The organism is Gordonia sp. NPDC003950 (assembly GCF_053605205.1).
Genome location: NZ_JBSGIT010000001.1, coordinates 161,659 through 179,617 on the forward strand (window position 1 = coordinate 161,659; position 17,959 = coordinate 179,617).

Consider the following 17,959-nt stretch of genomic DNA (forward strand, 5'->3'; position numbering starts at 1 on the left):
CATCCCGGATACCCGACCGATGTCGATCGTGGCTGTTCGGAATACCCAGACGGAGGAACCCATGACCCTTGCATCTCCGGTGACACCCAGCTGGATCACCGACATCACCATGGCCGAACTCGAGGCCGATCCACGTCCGTTCTACGAGCGTCTGCGCCGTGAGGCGCCGGTGGCGTTCGTCCCGCAGCTCGGCCTGCACATCGTCTCGACCAGGGAATTGTGTATGGAGATCGCCAAGGATTCGGATCATTGGCCTGCGGTGATCTCCCCGGCCGGCGGGCGTACCTTCGGTCCCGGCGCGATCCTGAACTCCAACGGTCCCGAGCATCGGGAACTGCGCGGCATGGTCGAGCCGCACCTGCAGCCGTCGGCGGTCGACACCTACATCGACGATCTGGTCCGGCCGTTCGCTCGGGCGCGACTCGAGGACTTCGAGGGCAACGGCAGCGCCGACATCGTCGCCGAGTATTGCGAGCCGGTCAGCGTCCGCGCCCTCGGCGACCTGCTCGGTCTGAACGACGTCAGCACCGACAAACTCCGCGAATGGTTCCACAAGCTCAGCGTCTCGTTCACCAACGCCGATATGACCGCCGACGGCGAGTTCGCCAATCCGGACGGATTCCTCCCCGGTGACGAGGCCAAGGCCGAGATCATCGCCCACGTCGACCCGAAGATCGACCACTGGATCGAGTGTCCCGATCACACCGCGATCTCCCACTGGCTGCACGACGGAATGCCCGAGGGTCAGACCCGCAACCGCGACGTCATCTACCCCAATCTCTACGTGTTCCTCCTCGGCGCGATGCAGGAGCCGGGTCACGCGATGGGGACCACGCTGGCCGGATTGTTCAGTCGTCCAGAGCAATTGGAGCGGGTCATCGACGATCCGGCACTGATCCCGCGGGCTGTCGCAGAGGGGATGCGGTGGGTGGCGCCGATCTGGTCGGCCGCGGTCAAGGTGGCCACCAGCGAGGTCACCGTCGGCGGCGTCACCTTACCCGAAGGCTCGCTGGTGATGCTGTCCTATGGCTCGGCGAACAATGACGAAACCGCCTATGACGCACCTACGGCATACGATCTCGACCGCCCGGTGATCCCGAACCTCACCTTCGGTGGCGGTGTCCATGCCTGCGCCGGAACCTATTTCGCGAGTGCAGTGGTCCGCATCGCGCTCGAGGAGCTCTTCGAGACCATTCCCAACATCGAACGCGATCCCGGCCACGAGATCGACTTCTGGGGTTGGGGATTCCGCGGACCCAAGGAACTCCATGTGCAGTGGGAGGTCTGAGGTGACCGTCACGACGACAACGGCAGCGTCACCGACACCCACGGCGACGCACCGGGTTCGAGTCGGATCGACCGACCTCGACGTCGGCGCCTATCAGACGATCCTCGACGCCGCCCTGCGCGCCAATGCCTGGATTCCGCACTCGTGCACCCAGGGCACCTGCGGCTCCTGCAAACTCGTGGTGCGCGAGGGGATCGTCGACCATCGGGACTCACCGGAGTACACCCTGACCACCGATGAGCGGGAAGGCGGAATGGCGTTGGCGTGCATGGCCACACCGTGCTCCGACGTCGTCGTCGAACCGACCGGGGCGGTCGATGATTCCATCCCGCGTCATCCGTTGCGGGATCTCACCGGCACCGTCGTCGAACTCGACGACATCGCTTCCTGCACAAGGCGTCTGGTGGTGGAGCTCGACGACGACCTGGCCTTCAACGCGGGTCAGTACTGCGAATTACTCGTGCCCGGAACCACAGTGGGACGTCAGTACTCGATGGCCAATCCGCCGGGAGAGACGCGACGCCTGGAGTTCCACATCAAACTCACGCGGGGTGGGTTGGCCACGGAGAACTGGATCTTCGCCACTCTCGCCGTGGATGACCGGATCTCACTGCGCGGCCCACTGGGTCAGTTCCATCTGGTGGCCGAACAGGAGCAATCGGCCATCTTGATCGGTGGCGGTACCGGACTGGCACCGCTGAAATCCATTGTGCAACATTCTCTCGCGCACACGTTGATCCCCGAGATCCACCTCTACCACGGCGGACGGACCCGCAACGATCTCTACGACGTGGACTTCCTCACGACCCTCGCCGAGGAGTACGACACCTTCCACTACCACCCGGTTCTCAGCGAAGAGCAGTGGGGCGGGGCCACCGGTCTGGTGACCGACGCGGTCCTGGCCGACTTCTCGTCCTGCAAGGGCATGAGCGGATTCCTCTGTGGGCCACCGCCGATGATCGACGCCGGCGTCAAAGCCCTCAAACGCCGAAGGATGGCGCCACGACTGATCTTTCGCGAAGAGTTCACCTCCGCATTGCCGACCTCGGTATCCACACCCCTATCGACACCAGAGGAGTAACACCCATGTACGTCATCACCATCATCTACAACCAGCCCACCGACCCGGCCGCATTCGACGAGTACTACACGGCGAACCACGTGCCGCTGGTGCACACGATCGGTGGCGTCGCGACCTTCAGCATGAGCCACTGTGAATCGATGGACGACACCCCACCGGCCGCCTTCGCCATCGCGCGGCTGGGATTCGCATCCAAAGATGATGCGGTGAAGGCACTCTCGTCGCCGGAGGGGCAGGCGGCGGCCGCCGACGTCGCGAACTTCGCCTCCGGCGGGGCGACGATGCTGTTCGGCGAGGTGCCGGACGAGGGCTAGCCGGCCCGGAACCGCCCCGAACTCACACCCACGTGCTTACGGAAGAGCCGTCCGAAATGCGACACATCACGGAAGCCCACCCGCTCACAGATCGCCGCGACCGGATCACCGGTGGTCAGCAGCAGATGCTTGGCACGCTCGATACGCGCCCCGTACAGCCAGCCATTGGCGGTCTGGCCCTGCCCCTGCGCGAGTTTCTGCAGGTTGCGCAGCGACATTCCGCTGCGGTGGGCGACGTCGGCGAGCGTCAGGTCGGCGTCGTGCAGATGGTCGGCGATCACCTGCTCGATGCGGGCGAGGTCCTGCGCACGGTAGCTGTCGGCCGGACTGAGCACCGGAGCCGATTCGAGGATGGTCGCCGACAGCATGCCCAACGCCGAGGTGGCGAACGGCGCCGCGGTGGTGGACGGCAACTCGGTCTGCGCCAGATCGACGAGGATTCGGCCGACGAGAGTTCCGGGCACGCGCACCACCACCTGCCGGAACGTTCCCGGCGCGTGGAAGACGAATGGAGCACCGAGGTCGAGGAGGGCGAAGGCCCCACCGGACAGCGTGGCCGTGCGGCCGCGTTGCTGCACCTCGACCTGACCATCGGTCACCACGCACACCAGAAAGTCGGCGCAGGAGTCGGAGGCGATCATCGCCGGACTCCGGATGACCGTCTGCGCATCGCAGCGGATCGAACTCACGTGCAGGTCGCCGACCGGACGTCCGCCCCATTCGGCATCGAGGCCGCGGCGGGTTGCCGGCCAGTCGACGTCCATCTCGGCGTAGAGCGAGCCCAGCGTGCTGCGCCATTCGTTGCGGCCCTCGGCCACATCGAGTTCGCGGGTGTCCAGCGTCAGGACCCTGTCGGAGCCATCGGCCCGTGTGCGCTCAGAGTCCATCGAGTGTGCGCGCTCAGCCATGTTGTGCCACACCTCCGGGTTCTAGTGTTCTACGTCACAGGGACGTGGCTCCGCCACCATATACCGCTAACACCGAATTGCGCGAGCATCGTCGACCGGCCAAGCGCCGCAGGGTATTCGACCACATCCCTGGTTTCCCACCACTCCAAGGAGGAATCTGTGACCACCGCACCGCTTGCCGAACGAACCACCGCCGCCGGCCCCAACGACGTCCGCCCGATGACGGGTGAGGAGTACCTGGAGTCGCTCCGCGACGGACGCGAGATCTATTTTCGGGGTGAACGCGTCGACGATGTGACCACCCATCCGGCATTCCGGAATTCCGCGCGGTCGGTGGCCAGGATGTACGACGCACTGCACACCCCGGACGCCCAGGGAGTCCTCGCCGTCCCCACCGACACCGGCAACGGCGGCTTCACGCACCCGTTTTTCAAGACCGCGCACAGCGCCGACGATCTGGTGGTCGCGCGCGACGCGATCGTCGCCTGGCAGCGGGAGGTCTACGGCTGGATGGGCCGCTCCCCCGACTACAAGGCATCGTTCCTCGGCACCCTCGGCGCCAACGCCGAGTTCTACGGCGACTACGCGCAGAATGCCCGCGACTGGTACAAGAAGTCGCAGGAACGGGTCCTCTACCTCAACCATGCGATCGTCAATCCGCCGATCGACCGGGACCGCCCCGCCGACGAGACGGCCGATGTCTGCGTCCACGTCGTCGACGAGACCGACGCCGGGCTCATCGTGTCGGGCGCCAAGGTGGTCGCCACCGGATCGGCCATCACCAACGCCAACTTCATCGCCCACTACGGACTGCCGCTGCGCAAGAAGGAATTCGGGCTCATCTTCACCGTGCCGATGGATTCCCCCGGCCTGAAACTGCTGTGCCGCACCTCCTATGAGATGAACGCCGCGGTGATGGGCTCACCGTTCGACTATCCGCTGTCCAGCCGGTTCGACGAGAACGACTCGATCATGGTCTTCGACCGCGTGCTGGTGCCGTGGGAGAACGTCTTCGCCTACGACGTGGAGACCACCAACAACTTCGTGATGCGCTCGGGCTTCCTGAACCGCTTCATGTTCCACGGATGTGCCCGCCTCGCCGTCAAACTCGACTTCATCGCCGGCTGCGTGATGAAGGGCGTCGAGATGACCGGTTCGGCGGGATTCCGTGGTGTGCAGATGCAGATCGGCGAGATCCTCAACTGGCGAGATATGTTCTGGGGTCTGTCCGACGCGATGGCAAAGTCACCCGACGAGTGGGTCGGAGGTGCGGTCCAGCCGAACCTGAACTACGGCCTGGCGTATCGCACCTTCATGGGTGTGGGATATCCGCGCGTCAAGGAGATCATCCAGCAGGTGCTCGGTTCCGGCCTGATCTACCTGAACTCGCATGCCTCCGACTGGGGTAACCCCGACATCGAGCCCTACCTGAACCAGTACGTCCGCGGCTCCAACGGCATCGCCGCGATCGACCGCGTGCAATTGCTGAAGCTGCTGTGGGACGCGGTCGGCTCCGAGTTCGGCGGCCGTCACGAACTGTACGAACGCAACTACGGTGGCGACCATGAGGCCGTCCGCTTCCAGACCCTCTTCGCCTACCAGGCCAGCGGTCAGGACCTCGCACTCAAAGGCTTTGCCGAACAGTGTATGTCGGAGTACGACGTCAACGGCTGGACCCGACCGGATCTGATCAACAATGACGACCTGCACATCGTCCGGGGCCGATGATGGACACCGCGTCTCACCCTGCTACCGGCGCCGATCTGGATCCGTCCCCGCTGCGCATGCGAAAGGTACTGGGCCGCTTCGCCAGTGGCGTCACCATCGTGACCACCGCCGAAGGCGAGAGCGAGGAGTCGGTACACGGCATGACCGCGAACGCGTTCACGTCGGTGTCGCTGGACCCACCGCTGGTCCTCGTGTCCATCGCCAACCGGGCCAGGATGAACGCCAAGATCGCCGAGACCGGTCGGTACGGCGTCTCGATCCTGGCGTGCGATCAGGAACCGCTGTCCCTGCATTTCGCGGGTGCGGCATCGGAACCCGACCTCGTCCGGTTCACCTGGCGGCGTGGGGTTCCGCTGCTCGACGGCGCGCTGGTACATCTGTCGTGCACGGTGACCGACAGTCACCCGGCCGGTGACCACACGCTGCATGTCGGACGCGTCGAAGAACTCTGGTTTGACGACGGGCATCCGTTGCTGTTCTACACCGGCAGTTTTCGCGCCCTCGAACTCCAGGGAGATGACAGCTGGGGGTTCTGATTCCGATGAATCCACCGGCATGTGCCGCTGAGCGGCACATGCCGGTGGACATCCCTCCTCGACCCACACATAGTGGCCTCCCAACCGGGCCAGGCAGGTTCAAGAAAGGTCTATATCCATGGCAGCGTTGCAGACGGTTCAGAAGATCGGACCGGTGTTGGACCTGTTCACCGTGGCCCGCCCCGAATGGGGCGTGTCGGAAGTCTCGGCGGCCATCGGCGTCCCCCGGTCAAGCGCCCACGCGCTGCTCGCGTCGCTGGTCGACATCGGTCTGCTGCAATGTCGCTCCCGCGGCCGCTACCGCATCGGCTGGCGCATCGTCGAACTCAACGAGACCCTGCAGGGTACCGTCGATGTGAAGACCTGTGCCGCACCGATCTTGGCGTCGCTGTCGGAGAGATTCGGTGAAACCACCCATCTGGCCATCATGGAGCGCTACCGCGTCATGTACGTCGACAAGGTCGTCGGCAACCAGGTCATCAACGTGTCCGGGGCACGCATCGGTGCCCACCTCGATGCCCACTGCAGCGCGGTCGGTAAAGCACTTCTCGCGCATCGCCATCCGGGCGAGATCGAACGCAACGTGCTGAATGCGCCGCTGAAGCGATACACGGCGGCGACCATCACGAATCCCGCCGAACTCACCCGTGAACTGAAAGCCGTTCTGCGTCATGGTTGTGCGTTCGACACCGGCGAGGCCGTCGCCGATGTCAATTGTGTTGCCGCACCGATCCGAGACGAGATGGGCGTGGTGGTCGCGGCCATCTCGATCACCGCGCCGGCGAACCGGTTCGTGGCCGCGCAGCAGGAGTTCCGGCGGGCGGTCATCACGGCGGCGGGTGCGGTGACCAAGTCGCTGTCCGAATCCGTGACCGGCGAGTCGGTCGGTGATACCCAGGTCTCCACGCTGCACGCGATAGCCGGATGAGGAGCCCGGATGAGACGCTCAGTGGTGCGTGAGCTGACGCGACAGGCCCAGCGCCGCGGTCCGCACGGCCGCGGCGGCCTCGTCGAGGTTGATTCGGTTGTGCCAGCCCGACACCGAGATCCCGGCCACCACCTCACCGTCGCTGCCGACCACGGGACTGGCCACGCAGACGACGCCGGGACGCGATTCCTCGAGGTCGAAACTCACTCCGCGTGCACGGATGCGGGCCAGCTCCGCGGTGAAGAGACCGGGGTTGGTGATGGTGCGTTCGCTCAGTCGCGGCAATCCGCCTGCGACGATCCGGTCCAGCACATCCGCCGACGAGAAGGCGAGAATCGCCTTGCCGATGGCGGTTCCGTGCGCCGGCCAACGACCGCCGGCCCGGGTGGGCAGCGGCGGCGCCGTCGGGCTGCGCAGCACCTCGAGGTAGACCACAAAGGTGTCGTCGAGAACGGCCAGATGCACCGAATGACCGGTCGCCTCACGCAGATCGGCCATAAACGGCGCCGCCGCGTCGCGCAGATCATTGCGCCGCGGAACCCGCTGACCGAGCACGAACAGATGCATGCCCAGGCGGTAGCGAGTGCCGTCCCGTTCGAGCAGGCCACCCGCCACGAGTTCGCCGGCGGTCCGCTGCGCACTGGACTTCGAGATGTCGCTGCGGCGAGCTATCTCCGAAATCCCCAGTCCGAGTTGCGAAGCGGCCACGACATCGAGGATGCGAATCGCCCGCGCCACGGTACCCGGGGTCGCGTTGCCACGTCCGTCGTCCCGTTCTCCGGCACGATTGCTCTGCATGTCGGAACAGGGTGCCGCACACCGCTCGCTTCACGCAAGCACACCCACACCCTTCCCCCACACAGAAAGCACACCCATGCCCGATGATGTCCAGGTGACCGCCGAGGCGTTCCTCGACGCATATCGCCACATGCGGCCGATCGATCCGATCACCGACCGATTCACCGACGCCCCACTCTCCACGGCCTACGAGATCGCCCTCGCCCAGGTCGAGGACTGGGTGAAGAACGGCGACACCATCAAGGGCCACAAGGTCGGGCTCGCCTCTCGCGCGATCCAGCGCCAGATGGGGGTGGATCAACCGGATTTCGGGCACCTCACCGCGAGCATGTTCCACCTCGAGAACGCACCCATCCCGGCAGGCACCTTCATCCAGCCGCGCATCGAACCCGAGGTCGCGTTCGTCCTCGGTAGACCTCTGCGCGGACCGGGAGTGACCGTTGCCGAGGCCGCCGCCGCCGTCGACTTCGTGCTGCCGTCGCTGGAGATCGTCGACTCCCGCATCACCGGCTGGAAGATCGGCATTTTCGACACCATCGCCGACAACGCCTCCTCCGGTGGTGTGGTCCTCGGCAGCCGCCCCTCCCGGCTGTCCGATGTAGACCTGCGGCTGTTGGGCTGCAACCTGCACGTCAACGGCGAACTCGTCGCAACCGGCGCCGGAGGTGCGGTGCTCGGCTCGCCGCTCAACTCCCTCGTGTGGCTGGCCAATACCGTGGGACCGCTGGGGGTGACGCTGGAGCCGGGACACGTGGTGCTTCCCGGATCGATGACGAAGGCGGTCCCCATCTCCCCCGGCGACACCATCGTCGCGGACTTCGCCGGAATCGGCAGTGTCACCGCACTTCTGGAGGGAACGAAATGACCACAGCATCGGAGACCCCCACCACCGCCTGGAGCGCCGGGCGGGTGGCCGATACCCTGCTGAGCGCCGAACGCTCACGGACGGCACGGACGTCGATCCGCGCCGAATGGCCGGACCTGACACTCGACGTCGCCTACGCCGCACAGGATATCGCCCTCGCCGATCGCCGGGCACGCGGCGAGACCGTGGTCGGCATCAAGCTCGGACTCACCTCACGCGCCAAGCAGCAGCAGATGGGTGTCGACGAACCGTCGGTGGCCTGGCTGACCGATGCGATGGCGTTACCGGCCGGGCTACCGGTTCCGCGTGATCGGCTGATCCACCCGCGCGCCGAACCGGAGATCGCCTTCGTCCTCGGACGCGAACTGAAGGGACCGGGCGTCACCGCCGCCCAGGCGATGGCCGCCGTCGACTACGCGGTGGGCGCCATCGAGATCATCGACAGCCGCTACTCCGGGTTCAGGTTCAGCCTCGAAGACGCTGTCGCCGACAATAATTCGTCCGGCGTGTACATCACCGGGCCGGTGATGCGCCGACCCGAGGAACTCGATCTGGGATTGGAGGCCTGCCTGCTGGAGGTCGACGGCGACGTCGTCGACAGTGCGACCGGTGCTGCCGTCCTCGGCCATCCGGGGGAGGCGTTGGCGTTCGCCGCCAACACCTTCGGCGCGCGTGGGGTAACCCTGCAGCCGGGTTGGGTGGTGCTCACCGGCGGGATGACCGACGCGGTCCCCGTGGCGCCGGGTGCTCGCGTGGCCGCGCACTTCACCTCGCTCGGCTCCGTCACCGTCGCAGGGGGCTGAGCGTGCCGTTCATCGACGTGACCATCGCGCAGGGACGCAGTCCCGAACAGGTTCGCGCGCTCATCCACGAGCTGACCGAGGCGGCGCACCGCACGCTGGGCGCACCGATCGCCAACATCCGGGTGGTGGTGCGGGAGGTCCCCACGACACACTGGGCCGCCGGTGATGTGACGATCGCCGAACGGAAGGAGCCGAACACCGTGTCGTCGCGGGAGTAGCAGCGTCTCGCGGGCGAGGGGAGATGGTCGAGGCCGCGAGTGCCGAACCTGCTCACCGGCCGATCAGCAGCCGCACCCGACCATCGGCGTCGTCGCGCCGGGCGGCGACGCCGTACACCCGCGTCACGCATTCGGCGGTGAGCCCACCAGCTGCCGTGCCAGATGGGGAACGACGAGTCCGACGAAGCCGATGGCCCCGCTGACCGCCACCGCCGCGGCAATGGCCGACGCGGACAGGATCGTCACCTGCAGCCGTAGGCGATGTGCGTCGACGCCGAGACTGCGCGCGACGTCGTCGCCGAGACCGATGGCGTCGAGCCGCCGCGCCCACAGGATCATGATCGACAGTGCGACAACACCGATACCGGCGAGAACCGGCAGCTCAGCCCAGGATGAGCGGCCGAGCGAACCGAGCATCCAGAACATCACCGCGCGGACGGCGTCCCGGTTATCCGACAGCACCACAACCAGATTCGTGACCGCCGCCATGAAGTAGCCGACAGTGAGCCCGGCAAGAACCAACCGCGAGCCACTCAGGGCACGCCCACCGCCGAGAAGCAGCACCACCATCACCAGCGATGCGATGACCCCGAAGAAGGCCCCAACGGTGGAACTGACCACGCCCAGAGCGGCGCCGAGTCCGGTGGCGATGACCAACGCCGCACCCAAGGACGCGCCCGAGGAGACACCGAGGAGGTAGGGATCGGCGAGATCGTTGCGGACGATCGCCTGCAGTGCGCATCCGGTTGCGGCGAGAACCGCACCGACGCACAGGCCGGTCAGTACACGCGGTAGTCGCAGCTCCCAGATGACCGTGTCCACGGTGGGTCGGTCACCACCCGCCGGCGGTCCGGCGGCCACCACGCCGACCACCTCACCGGGCGTGACGAAGAGCTGGCCGACCCCCACCATCAGAACCGCCACCACCGGGGTGGCCACGGCCAACACGGCGAGCACGACACCGGGACGACGCCGTCGCGGGATCGGGTCGAGATCCCCGGTGTTGACTGATGGGCGTTTGGCTCGTACGGTCACGCAGTAATGATAACCATATTCATTAGTGGGTGCTGACGTGGAGCACATCCGCCTCCTCAGGCTGTGGGATGGTCGCCGCAGCAGACTGCTCTGCCTGGTGGTGATCGGCCTGTCGATCTCCGCGACTGGGTGGCGCAGGCGCTGCTCACCTCACAGATCTTCGCCGACGTGACCGCATCGCACAGATGGTCGGGCACGACAATGGTCCCGGTCGTCATCGCCCTTGCCGCCGTGCTTGTTTCACGTCCTCTGCTGGTGCTCGCCCGCCAGTTGGTCGCACACTCGTCGATGAGCGCGATCAAAGCAGACATCCGCTCACGCGCATTGCGCGCCTTCGTCCGACGCAGTGCACTCGACCCGGCAGGCGGTCGCAGTGGACGTGACCATGCCGTGGCGGTCGACGGCGTGGAGAACCTCGACGCCTACCTCTCCGGCTACGTCCCCCAGATCGCTGTGACGATCGTCGTGGTGCTCGCGACCGGCATCACGATGGTCACCGTCGATCCCGTCACCGGCCTGGTGGCAGTGTGCGTGACCATCCTGCTGCCCTTCCTTCCCCGGCTGTGGGACCGCGCTCTGGCCGCGCGCGGTTCGGATCACTGGGATGCCTACCAAGAACTGCACGCCGAGTTCGTCGACTCGATGCAGGGGATGACGACCCTGGTGACCTTCGGCGCCGATCAGCGTCGTGAACAACAGCTGGCGCAGGCATCGCGCACACTGCTGCAACGTACCCTGCGTCAGCTTCGGCTCTCCTTGGTCGAGTCGGGCCTATCGGGATTCTCGCTGGCCGCCATCCCGGCGGCCGTCCTGGTGGTGGTCGCACTCCGGCACGATCATCTGAGCGCCTTCGACATATTCGCCCTGGTGTTGCTGTCGGTGGAACTGGTTCGTCCGTTCCGCGACCTCGCGTCGATGTGGCATGCGGGCTATCTGGGTACGTTCTCGGGTCCACGGATTCTGGACCTGCTGGACGAGGAAGCCCGCCACCAACGGGGCACCGCAAGCCCCCCGCACCTCGACGCCTCCGCAGGCAATCCCGTTGTCGGAGGGTGGATTAGCGCTCCGCCACCGGACGAGACCGATCCGCTGCGCCTGGTCGGCGTGACCGCGAGGTATCCCCGGGCAGCCGAGCCGAGCATCGTCGATGCCTCCCTCATCGTGCGGCCCGGTCTCACCGCCATCGTCGGCGCCACCGGATCGGGCAAATCGACCTTGGCCGCCGTGATCTCCGGACTGTTGGTACCGGAGGCGGGTTCGGTTGCCCTGTGGGGCAATCAATGTACGCCCGATGAGCTCCTGGAACGAGTCAGCCTCGTCGCACAGGACTGCCTACTCTTCGCCGGGACCGTCGCCGAGAACATCGCGATGGGATTGCCGCCCGGCGCCGACCCCCGGCAGGTGATCGACGCCGCCCACATCGTCGGGATCGGTGATGCCGGAGGAGAATTCACACTGGACACGCCCGTCGGCGAGGACGGTGCACTGATCTCCGGAGGCCAACGTCAGCGAGTGGCGATCGCTCGCGGCCTGGCCCAGGGACGCCGACTGCTCATTCTCGACGAGGCCACCTCCGCCCTCGACCCGGCAAGCGAGCACGGGGTGCTCACCAATCTGCGTTCCCATCACCCGGGGCTCCCGATCCTCGCCATCACCCATCGTCTCGACGTGGCGCATCAGGCCGATCACCTGATCCAGGTGCGAGACGGACGAATCGTCGACGACCACGTCCACGATGCAGAAGCAGCTCACCAGGACTTGGCCGAGGCGTCACCGAACAGGCACCCGCATGACTGAACCGACCGCGGCAGCACCTCCCACCTCGGCGGTCCACGCTCGCAGCGACGCCGGTCCGGCCTCACGCGCGGCCGTGATCGCCCCCATCCTCGCCCTCTCGTCCCACCTGCGCGGTCAGTGGCGGTTGTTCATCGGCGTCGTGGCCGTTGTCTGGACCGTCCTGATTCTGGGCATCCTGTCCTCCGTTCTGTCGGTGGCGGCGGCGGCGGCGCTGGTCGCCGACACCGGAGCGGCGCCCATGCTGTTGATCGGGCTCATCGCCACGGTCATCGGTATCGGTCTCGCGTCGTGGACCGAGCAATGGTTCGCGCATGTGCTGGCCTACCGCGTCATCGACACCATTCGACTGCGCATCCACCGCGCGCTCGCACGTTTGGCTCCCCTCGGCCTCGCCGGCCGCAAGTCCGGGGACACCGTCTCGGCTGCGATGACCGACGCCGAGAGTCTCGAATGGTTTTACGCCCACACCGCCGCACAGGTGGTCGCCGGTGCCATCGCCTCGGTCACGGTGTCGATCGGTGCGGTCATCTGGCTCGGTCCGGCCGGCCTTCTCCTTCCGCTCGCCCAGATCATCATCGTCGCCATCCCGATCACCCTGCTGCCCTGGGCTGTTCGTCAGGGCACGGTCCTGCGCACAGCGATCTCCACCATGTCCGCCGATGCCCTGTCGGCACGCACCGGCGCACGGGAGGCGGTCCTGCTGGGACGTCTGGACATCGTGGCCGCCCGGGCCGCCGACGGCACCCGCCGGATCCAGCGGGCACGACGGGCATTGGCCGTGCGCGGTGGCATCGAACAGGGATTGATCGAAGCATCCACCGTCGGGATTGTGCTGACGGCTCTCGGTCTGTCCGTTCAAGCGGTCAGCTCGGGGACATTGGCCCCCACCATGGTTCCGGTGATCGTGACCCTCGCCGCCGCCGGCGTCTCACCGGCCGTCGCCATCACCGGCGCCGTCGGCAAACTCGGCGAGACCTCTGCCGCCGCCGCGCGAGTGGATGAACTCATCACCACCCCCGGAGTTCGTCCACAGACGAGTCCCGACGAACCCGAACCGACCGCACCTCGGCCGAGGTGCGGTCGGACGCACTGACGGTTCGCTACCCCGGCACCACCGAACCCTCCGTGCGCGACCTCGATCTGGACGTCGACGACGGCGAACTGGTGGCCATCGTCGGAGCCAGTGGCGCAGGCAAATCCACCATCGCACTGGCGCTCACACGACTCATCGCCGAGGAATCCGGTCGAATCTCCATCGGCGATGTGGACGTGGCCCGGCTGTCGCCGGAACGGACCCGCGAGCACGTCGTCCTCGTGGGTCAGCACACCCACATCTTCCATGCGAGTGTGCGTGAGAATCTGCTGCTGCCCGCGGCCGACGACGTACGCATCTGGGAGGCCCTAACCAACGCCCGACTGGCGGAACGGATTCGACGGCTTCCGAGAGGACTCGACACCGTCCTCTCCGAGCGGGGTGCCGATCTCTCCGGTGGCGAGCGGCAGCGACTCGGCCTCGCACGTGGCCTGCTGAGATCCCCCGATGTGCTCATCCTCGACGAGCCGACCGCGGGGCTGGACCCGAACACCGAGGCCGAGTTTCTGTCCGCTCTCGCCGCCGCACGGCGCAACCGCACGACCATCGTCGTGACCCACCGCGCCTCTGTCATGGCGGCGTGCGATCGAGTCGCCGTACTCGCGGCCGGAACCATCGTCGCGACCGGTCGTCACGACGATCTCATCGTCAGCTCACCGCACTATCGCGAGCTGCACGGATCATCCGACGATGACGGTGCGACGCCCTCGTGAGTCGCACTCTCGTTGTCCCCCAACCGATTCATCACGCACACACTGAGAGGAGGTGAAACATGTCGGAGATCACGATCGTCGCTGTCGAAGAGGCGCGTGCCGAGGAGGCGGTGCTTGCACCGAACTCCAACCATCACGGCCACGTGGCAACCGCCTTCTCCTGGGAGTGATCCCGGGCCGGCGGTGACGCGGCCCCGGTAACCACCGGGGCCGCGTCCCTCCCCGTCGGTCGCCACACCTGTTGTCCTGCAAGACACTTCCCTGGAGAACTCCATGTCCGCCGCCTCCGAGTCCATTACCTCCGAGTCCGTTACCGCCATCTCCACACCGGTTCCCCTCGTCACCGAGACACTCCGCCCGGTCGTCGGCGTGGAGATACGATCCCTCGACGACCGGTCATGCGTGATCAGCCGCGGCGAGGCGCACCACATCATCGGGCTGCCGGCCGCAACCGTGACGATGCTGATCGCCGCCTGGCAGGCCGGACGCGACGAGTTGGTGAGTGCGGACCTCACGCGCGCCGCGCATCCGCTGCGTGCGTTGATCGGAGATCGTTCCGTCGAAGGCGCGAGTACCGTGCGGTCGGTTGCGCCACAAGACATCCGGCGACGGGGTATCGATGCACTCATCAGCGGCGATGGTGAGGCCGTCGATGCGATGGTCACGCTCACTCATCCTGACGACCGCCTCATTCCCGTCGAATGGACCGGGGCGCGCGCTGTGGTGAATCAGGCGTTCACCACCAGATCACCTCTGGTGGTGGTTGTTCAGGGCTCACGAGAGTCGGATCTGATCGACATCGACCGGATGTGCCACGACATGCGGGTCACCTGGCTCCCGGTGGAGATCACCCGCGGACGCCTGTGGGTGGGTCCCGTGGTCACGCCGGGACTCGGCGCCTCGTATGAGGATGCGGCGGCGCTCCGACTCGCGGCAGCACGCGACCCACGGGTCCATCGTGTCCTGCGGACACCGGCCATCACCGGCGATCACGGTCCTCGTCCACGTTCGCTCACAACGCTTCTCGACGCCGCACTGGACATCATCGCCACCACATCACCGTCAGCAGCCCGCGCAGGGGCCGGTGATGTCGTCCACGAACTCTGGATCGACCCAACCGGAGACGTCGACCACCGCAGACACCCGGTACTCCCGATGCCGTCCCGGCGCACCACACACCGCCCCCATACCATCGACGACCTCGTCGACGACCGAACCGGTGTGATCGTAAGGGTCCGCACCGTCACCCACGACGCGAGCGTTCCGGCCGCCCTCGCCACCCGACAGGCCGACGTCGGCGACATCCGTGCAGTCACTCCGTGGGCCAACAACATCCTCTGTCAGGGTTCGGCTTTCGACGACCCACGCTCCGCTGAGTTGGCGGCGTTGGGAGAGTCGGCCGAACGATACTGCGGCAACATCCTCGATACCCTGCCGGTCACCTGGGGCTCCTATCACGAACTCGTACGCCGGGGTGTTCCGACGCTTGATCCGGCCGAACTCGTACTCTACAGCGATACCCAATATCGTTCTCCGGGTTTTCCTTTCGTCCCTCTGACCCGTGATCTGCGGATCCACTGGGTTCCCGGGCGGAGGCTCGGCGATCGCTCGGAGATCCTCGTTCCCGCGTCGCTGGTCTATGTCAATTGGTACTCGGCCGGGTTCGCGGCCGCCCCACCGACCAACTTCTGCGCCTTCGCCGGGATCGCGGCCGGACCCGATGAGGACTTCGCCGTCGCGAGTGCACTCGAGGAGATCATCGAGCGTCACGCCACCATGATCTGGTGGCTCAACGCCTTACCCCTGCCCGCTGTCGCCGGTGTCGAGTTACCCATACTTGCAGACGGACTGCGTCACCATGTGATCCGTCTCGACAACGAGTTCGGCGTACCCGTGGCGGCCTCGGTGGTGCACGACGATGCCCACTCGTTGGTCAACGTGGGCTTCTCGGCGCGACCGCGGTTCGGCGACGCCGCACTCAAAGCACTCACCGAGGCCTTCACCCTGCAGGAGGGATCACGCGATCTGTTGCGTGCCAACGGCCTGCACTGGAAGGTGATGGCCGACGGCGAGCTCAACGGCCGAGCCTTCAAACCGTGGCGAGCCGATCGCGCATACCTGGATGACTTCCGCCCCGACATGCACGACTGCGACGACCTCATGGTGCAGCAGCAGGTCTACCTGGATCCGCGGGCCGGTGAACGTATGGCGCATCTGCTGGAACCGGCCGCCCGGATCGCGATCTCCGACATCGCCGAACTGCCCTCCCGATCGGCATCGCAGTACGGTGACACGTTGCACGCCAACGGTATCGACCCGATCGTCGTCGACATCACCACCGACGACATCGGCAGTACCGGCATGCGGGTGGTTCGTGTGCTCGCCCCGGGCACGGTCGGGAATGCTCCTGCCGCCTTCCCGTTTCTCGGTCGGGCACGAGTCATGGACGTACCTGTTCAGCTCGGCTGGCGCGAGCGCCCGCTCGCCGAGACAGATCTCAACTACTTCCCCATGCCCCATGCCTGAGATGTTGCACGCCATCCGGATCCGCCATTCCGCCGATATCCCTGAGGCATTCCGGCACCACCAGATATCGCTGCCCCGCCATGATGGTGTCGACGCGCAGGCCGTGGTGGTCGATCTCGATGAGTCCGATGACGCGGATCGTCTTCGCCTCGCGGCGGTGCGTCATTGGTGGTCGGCCGACCATTCCCGGCTGCCTCGCCGGGTCGGACGGATGACCGAGTTGTCCGAGGAACATTCGCCCGCGCTAACGTCGCCGATCTGGGATTGATCGATCCGGCGCTGGTCGCCGAACCGGGCTGCCCCGTCACCACACCGGGAGCCGACGTCCGACGAACCTGGGTGGCGGCGACCCGATATCGCGTTACCGAGAGTGACCGGCCACCGCAGAAGCGCTGTGGATGGGTGCCGTACACCCTCGCGTTTGCTCGGGGATGGGATACCAAACCTGCTGAGCCCAAGGATCATCCACCCTTCCTATCCGGGCTGGGTGCCGGCCTCACCCACGCTGCCGCGGTAGACGATGCGTGGGCCGCGCTCGCCGTCGAGGATGCCTTGTGGCGGTGGTGGGCCGCCGAACAGCCCGAGGTGATCGAGACGGCGTCCGCGATGCATCCCGAGGTGAGTGATCTTCTGGGCCCGGCGCCAGGGCCGGTGACCCTGCAGGTGCTGCCCGCCCGCCTCGGCGGCGTGGTGACCCTGGCCGCGGTCGACGATGGCGAGATCATCGCGTTGGGCGGTGGATACGGAAACGATGCTCGGGCACAACGCTCCGCGATCGCGCGAGCGTTCTGGCAGCTCGTCGTCGCCCGTTCGTTGAGCGACGCGGGGAGCGCAATGTATCGCGCCGGTACCTCGGGGCTGCCGGCACATCGGACCGACCGAGGATATCTCGCAGCCTCCGGTCCCCGACACCGGACTTTGCTCGATCCCATTGCGCACGTTCAACTTCTCATCGATCCGGTGGTGCGCAACCTCATCCGAGATCGCCTGGATGCTCCGGCACGCCTTGACGATCGGAAAACGGCCACGGACTCCGGCGGGCGCGTCGCCGCGTTGTCGACACCACCGCACGACGTCGCGTGGCGGATCGACCTGTCACCACCGGACAATCCGTCCGGCGTGTGCGTCCGACTCCTCGTACCCGGCACAGCGACGATTCCGCTCGGCGCTTTCCCGCCCGATGCGGTCGTGACCGCGACACCCTCGGGAGTGACGCCGTACCCCGGGTGGTGATATTCGCAGTGGCCATCACCGATCACACGGTGAACACGCGACCTGCGTTGCAGACCCAACTGTCTGCTGACCGGATCGGATGCACAGTCGACGCT

18 protein-coding genes are annotated in these 17,959 nt (G+C 66.4%); 14 read left to right on the forward strand and 4 right to left on the reverse strand.

The window, feature by feature from the left end:
* Positions 1 to 61: 61 nt before the first annotated feature.
* From ACWETB_RS00810 to ACWETB_RS00820, 3 genes are read left to right on the forward strand one after another with little or no spacing between them, the layout of a single operon-like run.
* Positions 62 to 1,288, forward strand: coding sequence for a cytochrome P450 (locus tag ACWETB_RS00810; protein ID WP_452208654.1), 1,227 nt, complete (start codon positions 62 to 64; stop codon positions 1,286 to 1,288).
* Between the two features lies 1 nt (position 1,289).
* Positions 1,290 to 2,369, forward strand: a complete 1,080-nt coding sequence (locus tag ACWETB_RS00815; RefSeq protein WP_452208656.1) for a 2Fe-2S iron-sulfur cluster-binding protein — start codon at positions 1,290 to 1,292, stop codon at positions 2,367 to 2,369.
* Positions 2,370 to 2,374: 5 nt separating this feature from the next.
* The gene (locus tag ACWETB_RS00820) at positions 2,375 to 2,683 is read left to right on the forward strand and encodes an EthD family reductase (protein ID WP_449744494.1); all 309 of its coding nucleotides are present in this window, start codon (positions 2,375 to 2,377) and stop codon (positions 2,681 to 2,683) included.
* Here ACWETB_RS00820 and ACWETB_RS00825 read toward each other — a convergent pair.
* On the reverse strand, positions 2,680 to 3,591 hold the full coding sequence (locus tag ACWETB_RS00825) for an AraC family transcriptional regulator (RefSeq protein WP_452208659.1): 912 nt from the start codon (positions 3,589 to 3,591) through the stop codon (positions 2,680 to 2,682). The genes ACWETB_RS00820 and ACWETB_RS00825 overlap by 4 nt on opposite strands.
* A 219-nt stretch (positions 3,592 to 3,810) precedes the next feature.
* Here ACWETB_RS00825 and ACWETB_RS00830 point away from each other — a divergent pair, with 219 nt between their 5' ends.
* The 3 genes from ACWETB_RS00830 to ACWETB_RS00840 all read left to right on the forward strand — a co-directional run bounded on the left by ACWETB_RS00830 (position 3,811) and on the right by ACWETB_RS00840 (position 6,783).
* Positions 3,811 to 5,319, forward strand: coding sequence for a 4-hydroxyphenylacetate 3-hydroxylase family protein (locus ACWETB_RS00830; protein WP_449744539.1), 1,509 nt, complete (start codon positions 3,811 to 3,813; stop codon positions 5,317 to 5,319).
* Positions 5,319 to 5,855 (forward strand): flavin reductase family protein, encoded by a 537-nt coding sequence (locus ACWETB_RS00835; RefSeq protein WP_452208841.1) that lies wholly within the window; start codon positions 5,319 to 5,321, stop codon positions 5,853 to 5,855. Before ACWETB_RS00830 ends, ACWETB_RS00835 begins: the two co-directional genes overlap by 1 nt.
* 118 nt (positions 5,856 to 5,973) lie before the next feature.
* The gene (locus tag ACWETB_RS00840; RefSeq protein WP_452208661.1) at positions 5,974 to 6,783 is read left to right on the forward strand and encodes an IclR family transcriptional regulator; all 810 of its coding nucleotides are present in this window, start codon (positions 5,974 to 5,976) and stop codon (positions 6,781 to 6,783) included.
* 18 nt (positions 6,784 to 6,801) lie between these two features.
* On the opposite strand, the gene ACWETB_RS00845 is transcribed toward ACWETB_RS00840, so the two are convergent.
* Positions 6,802 to 7,581: an IclR family transcriptional regulator gene (locus tag ACWETB_RS00845; protein ID WP_449744497.1), complete on the reverse strand. Its 780-nt coding sequence runs from the start codon at positions 7,579 to 7,581 to the stop codon at positions 6,802 to 6,804.
* Positions 7,582 to 7,657: 76 nt separating this feature from the next.
* Here ACWETB_RS00845 and ACWETB_RS00850 point away from each other — a divergent pair, with 76 nt between their 5' ends.
* From ACWETB_RS00850 to ACWETB_RS00860, 3 genes are read left to right on the forward strand one after another with little or no spacing between them, the layout of a single operon-like run.
* Entirely contained in the window at positions 7,658 to 8,446 is a 789-nt protein-coding gene (locus ACWETB_RS00850) for a 2-keto-4-pentenoate hydratase (protein WP_452208664.1), read from the forward strand.
* A complete protein-coding gene (locus ACWETB_RS00855; RefSeq protein WP_449744499.1) occupies positions 8,443 to 9,249 on the forward strand; it encodes a 2-keto-4-pentenoate hydratase in 807 nt (268 codons plus the stop codon). Before ACWETB_RS00850 ends, ACWETB_RS00855 begins: the two co-directional genes overlap by 4 nt.
* A gap of 2 nt (positions 9,250 to 9,251) precedes the next feature.
* Positions 9,252 to 9,467 (forward strand): tautomerase family protein, encoded by a 216-nt coding sequence (locus ACWETB_RS00860; RefSeq protein ID WP_449744500.1) that lies wholly within the window; start codon positions 9,252 to 9,254, stop codon positions 9,465 to 9,467.
* 123 nt (positions 9,468 to 9,590) lie between these two features.
* Here ACWETB_RS00860 and ACWETB_RS00865 read toward each other — a convergent pair whose 3' ends face one another.
* Positions 9,591 to 10,502, reverse strand: a complete 912-nt coding sequence (locus ACWETB_RS00865) for a FecCD family ABC transporter permease (RefSeq protein WP_452208666.1) — start codon at positions 10,500 to 10,502, stop codon at positions 9,591 to 9,593.
* A gap of 63 nt (positions 10,503 to 10,565) precedes the next feature.
* On the opposite strand from ACWETB_RS00865, the gene ACWETB_RS00870 reads away from it, so the two are divergent.
* The 4 genes from ACWETB_RS00870 to ACWETB_RS00885 all read left to right on the forward strand — a co-directional run bounded on the left by ACWETB_RS00870 (position 10,566) and on the right by ACWETB_RS00885 (position 16,631).
* Positions 10,566 to 12,299, forward strand: coding sequence for an ABC transporter ATP-binding protein/permease (locus tag ACWETB_RS00870; protein WP_452208668.1), 1,734 nt, complete (start codon positions 10,566 to 10,568; stop codon positions 12,297 to 12,299).
* Positions 12,292 to 13,392 (forward strand): ABC transporter transmembrane domain-containing protein, encoded by a 1,101-nt coding sequence (locus ACWETB_RS00875; RefSeq protein WP_452208670.1) that lies wholly within the window; start codon positions 12,292 to 12,294, stop codon positions 13,390 to 13,392. Before ACWETB_RS00870 ends, ACWETB_RS00875 begins: the two co-directional genes overlap by 8 nt.
* Positions 13,393 to 13,424: 32 nt before the next feature.
* On the forward strand, positions 13,425 to 14,105 hold the full coding sequence (locus tag ACWETB_RS00880; RefSeq protein ID WP_452208672.1) for an ATP-binding cassette domain-containing protein: 681 nt from the start codon (positions 13,425 to 13,427) through the stop codon (positions 14,103 to 14,105).
* A 273-nt stretch (positions 14,106 to 14,378) separates the two neighbouring features.
* A complete protein-coding gene (locus ACWETB_RS00885; protein ID WP_452208674.1) occupies positions 14,379 to 16,631 on the forward strand; it encodes a YcaO-like family protein in 2,253 nt (750 codons plus the stop codon).
* On the opposite strand, the gene ACWETB_RS00890 is transcribed toward ACWETB_RS00885, so the two are convergent.
* Positions 16,603 to 16,797 carry a hypothetical protein gene (locus ACWETB_RS00890; RefSeq protein WP_452208676.1) on the reverse strand — a complete coding sequence of 65 codons (195 nt, stop codon included), beginning with the start codon at positions 16,795 to 16,797 and terminating at the stop codon, positions 16,603 to 16,605. The two genes, ACWETB_RS00885 and ACWETB_RS00890, sit on opposite strands and share 29 nt — an antisense overlap.
* Positions 16,798 to 17,033: 236 nt before the next feature.
* Here ACWETB_RS00890 and ACWETB_RS00895 point away from each other — a divergent pair, with 236 nt between their 5' ends.
* Entirely contained in the window at positions 17,034 to 17,864 is an 831-nt protein-coding gene (locus tag ACWETB_RS00895; protein WP_452208678.1) for a hypothetical protein, read from the forward strand.
* Positions 17,865 to 17,959: the final 95 nt, after the last annotated feature.

Bases quoted from the DNA above. Each gene is read 5' to 3' on its own strand.
- ACWETB_RS00810 (WP_452208654.1), top strand. From the start codon at position 62: ATGACCCTTGCATCTCCGGTGACACCCAGCTGGATCACCGACATCACC.
- ACWETB_RS00820 (WP_449744494.1), top strand. From the start codon at position 2,375: ATGTACGTCATCACCATCATCTACAACCAGCCCACCGACCCGGCCGCA.
- ACWETB_RS00825 (WP_452208659.1), bottom strand. From the start codon at position 3,591: ATGGCTGAGCGCGCACACTCGATGGACTCTGAGCGCACACGGGCCGAT.
- ACWETB_RS00830 (WP_449744539.1), top strand. From the start codon at position 3,811: ATGACGGGTGAGGAGTACCTGGAGTCGCTCCGCGACGGACGCGAGATC.
- ACWETB_RS00835 (WP_452208841.1), top strand. From the start codon at position 5,319: ATGGACACCGCGTCTCACCCTGCTACCGGCGCCGATCTGGATCCGTCC.
- ACWETB_RS00840 (WP_452208661.1), top strand. From the start codon at position 5,974: ATGGCAGCGTTGCAGACGGTTCAGAAGATCGGACCGGTGTTGGACCTG.
- ACWETB_RS00845 (WP_449744497.1), bottom strand. From the start codon at position 7,581: ATGCAGAGCAATCGTGCCGGAGAACGGGACGACGGACGTGGCAACGCG.
- ACWETB_RS00850 (WP_452208664.1), top strand. From the start codon at position 7,658: ATGCCCGATGATGTCCAGGTGACCGCCGAGGCGTTCCTCGACGCATAT.
- ACWETB_RS00855 (WP_449744499.1), top strand. From the start codon at position 8,443: ATGACCACAGCATCGGAGACCCCCACCACCGCCTGGAGCGCCGGGCGG.
- ACWETB_RS00875 (WP_452208670.1), top strand. From the start codon at position 12,292: ATGACTGAACCGACCGCGGCAGCACCTCCCACCTCGGCGGTCCACGCT.
- ACWETB_RS00885 (WP_452208674.1), top strand. From the start codon at position 14,379: ATGTCCGCCGCCTCCGAGTCCATTACCTCCGAGTCCGTTACCGCCATC.
- ACWETB_RS00890 (WP_452208676.1), bottom strand. From the start codon at position 16,797: ATGACGCACCGCCGCGAGGCGAAGACGATCCGCGTCATCGGACTCATC.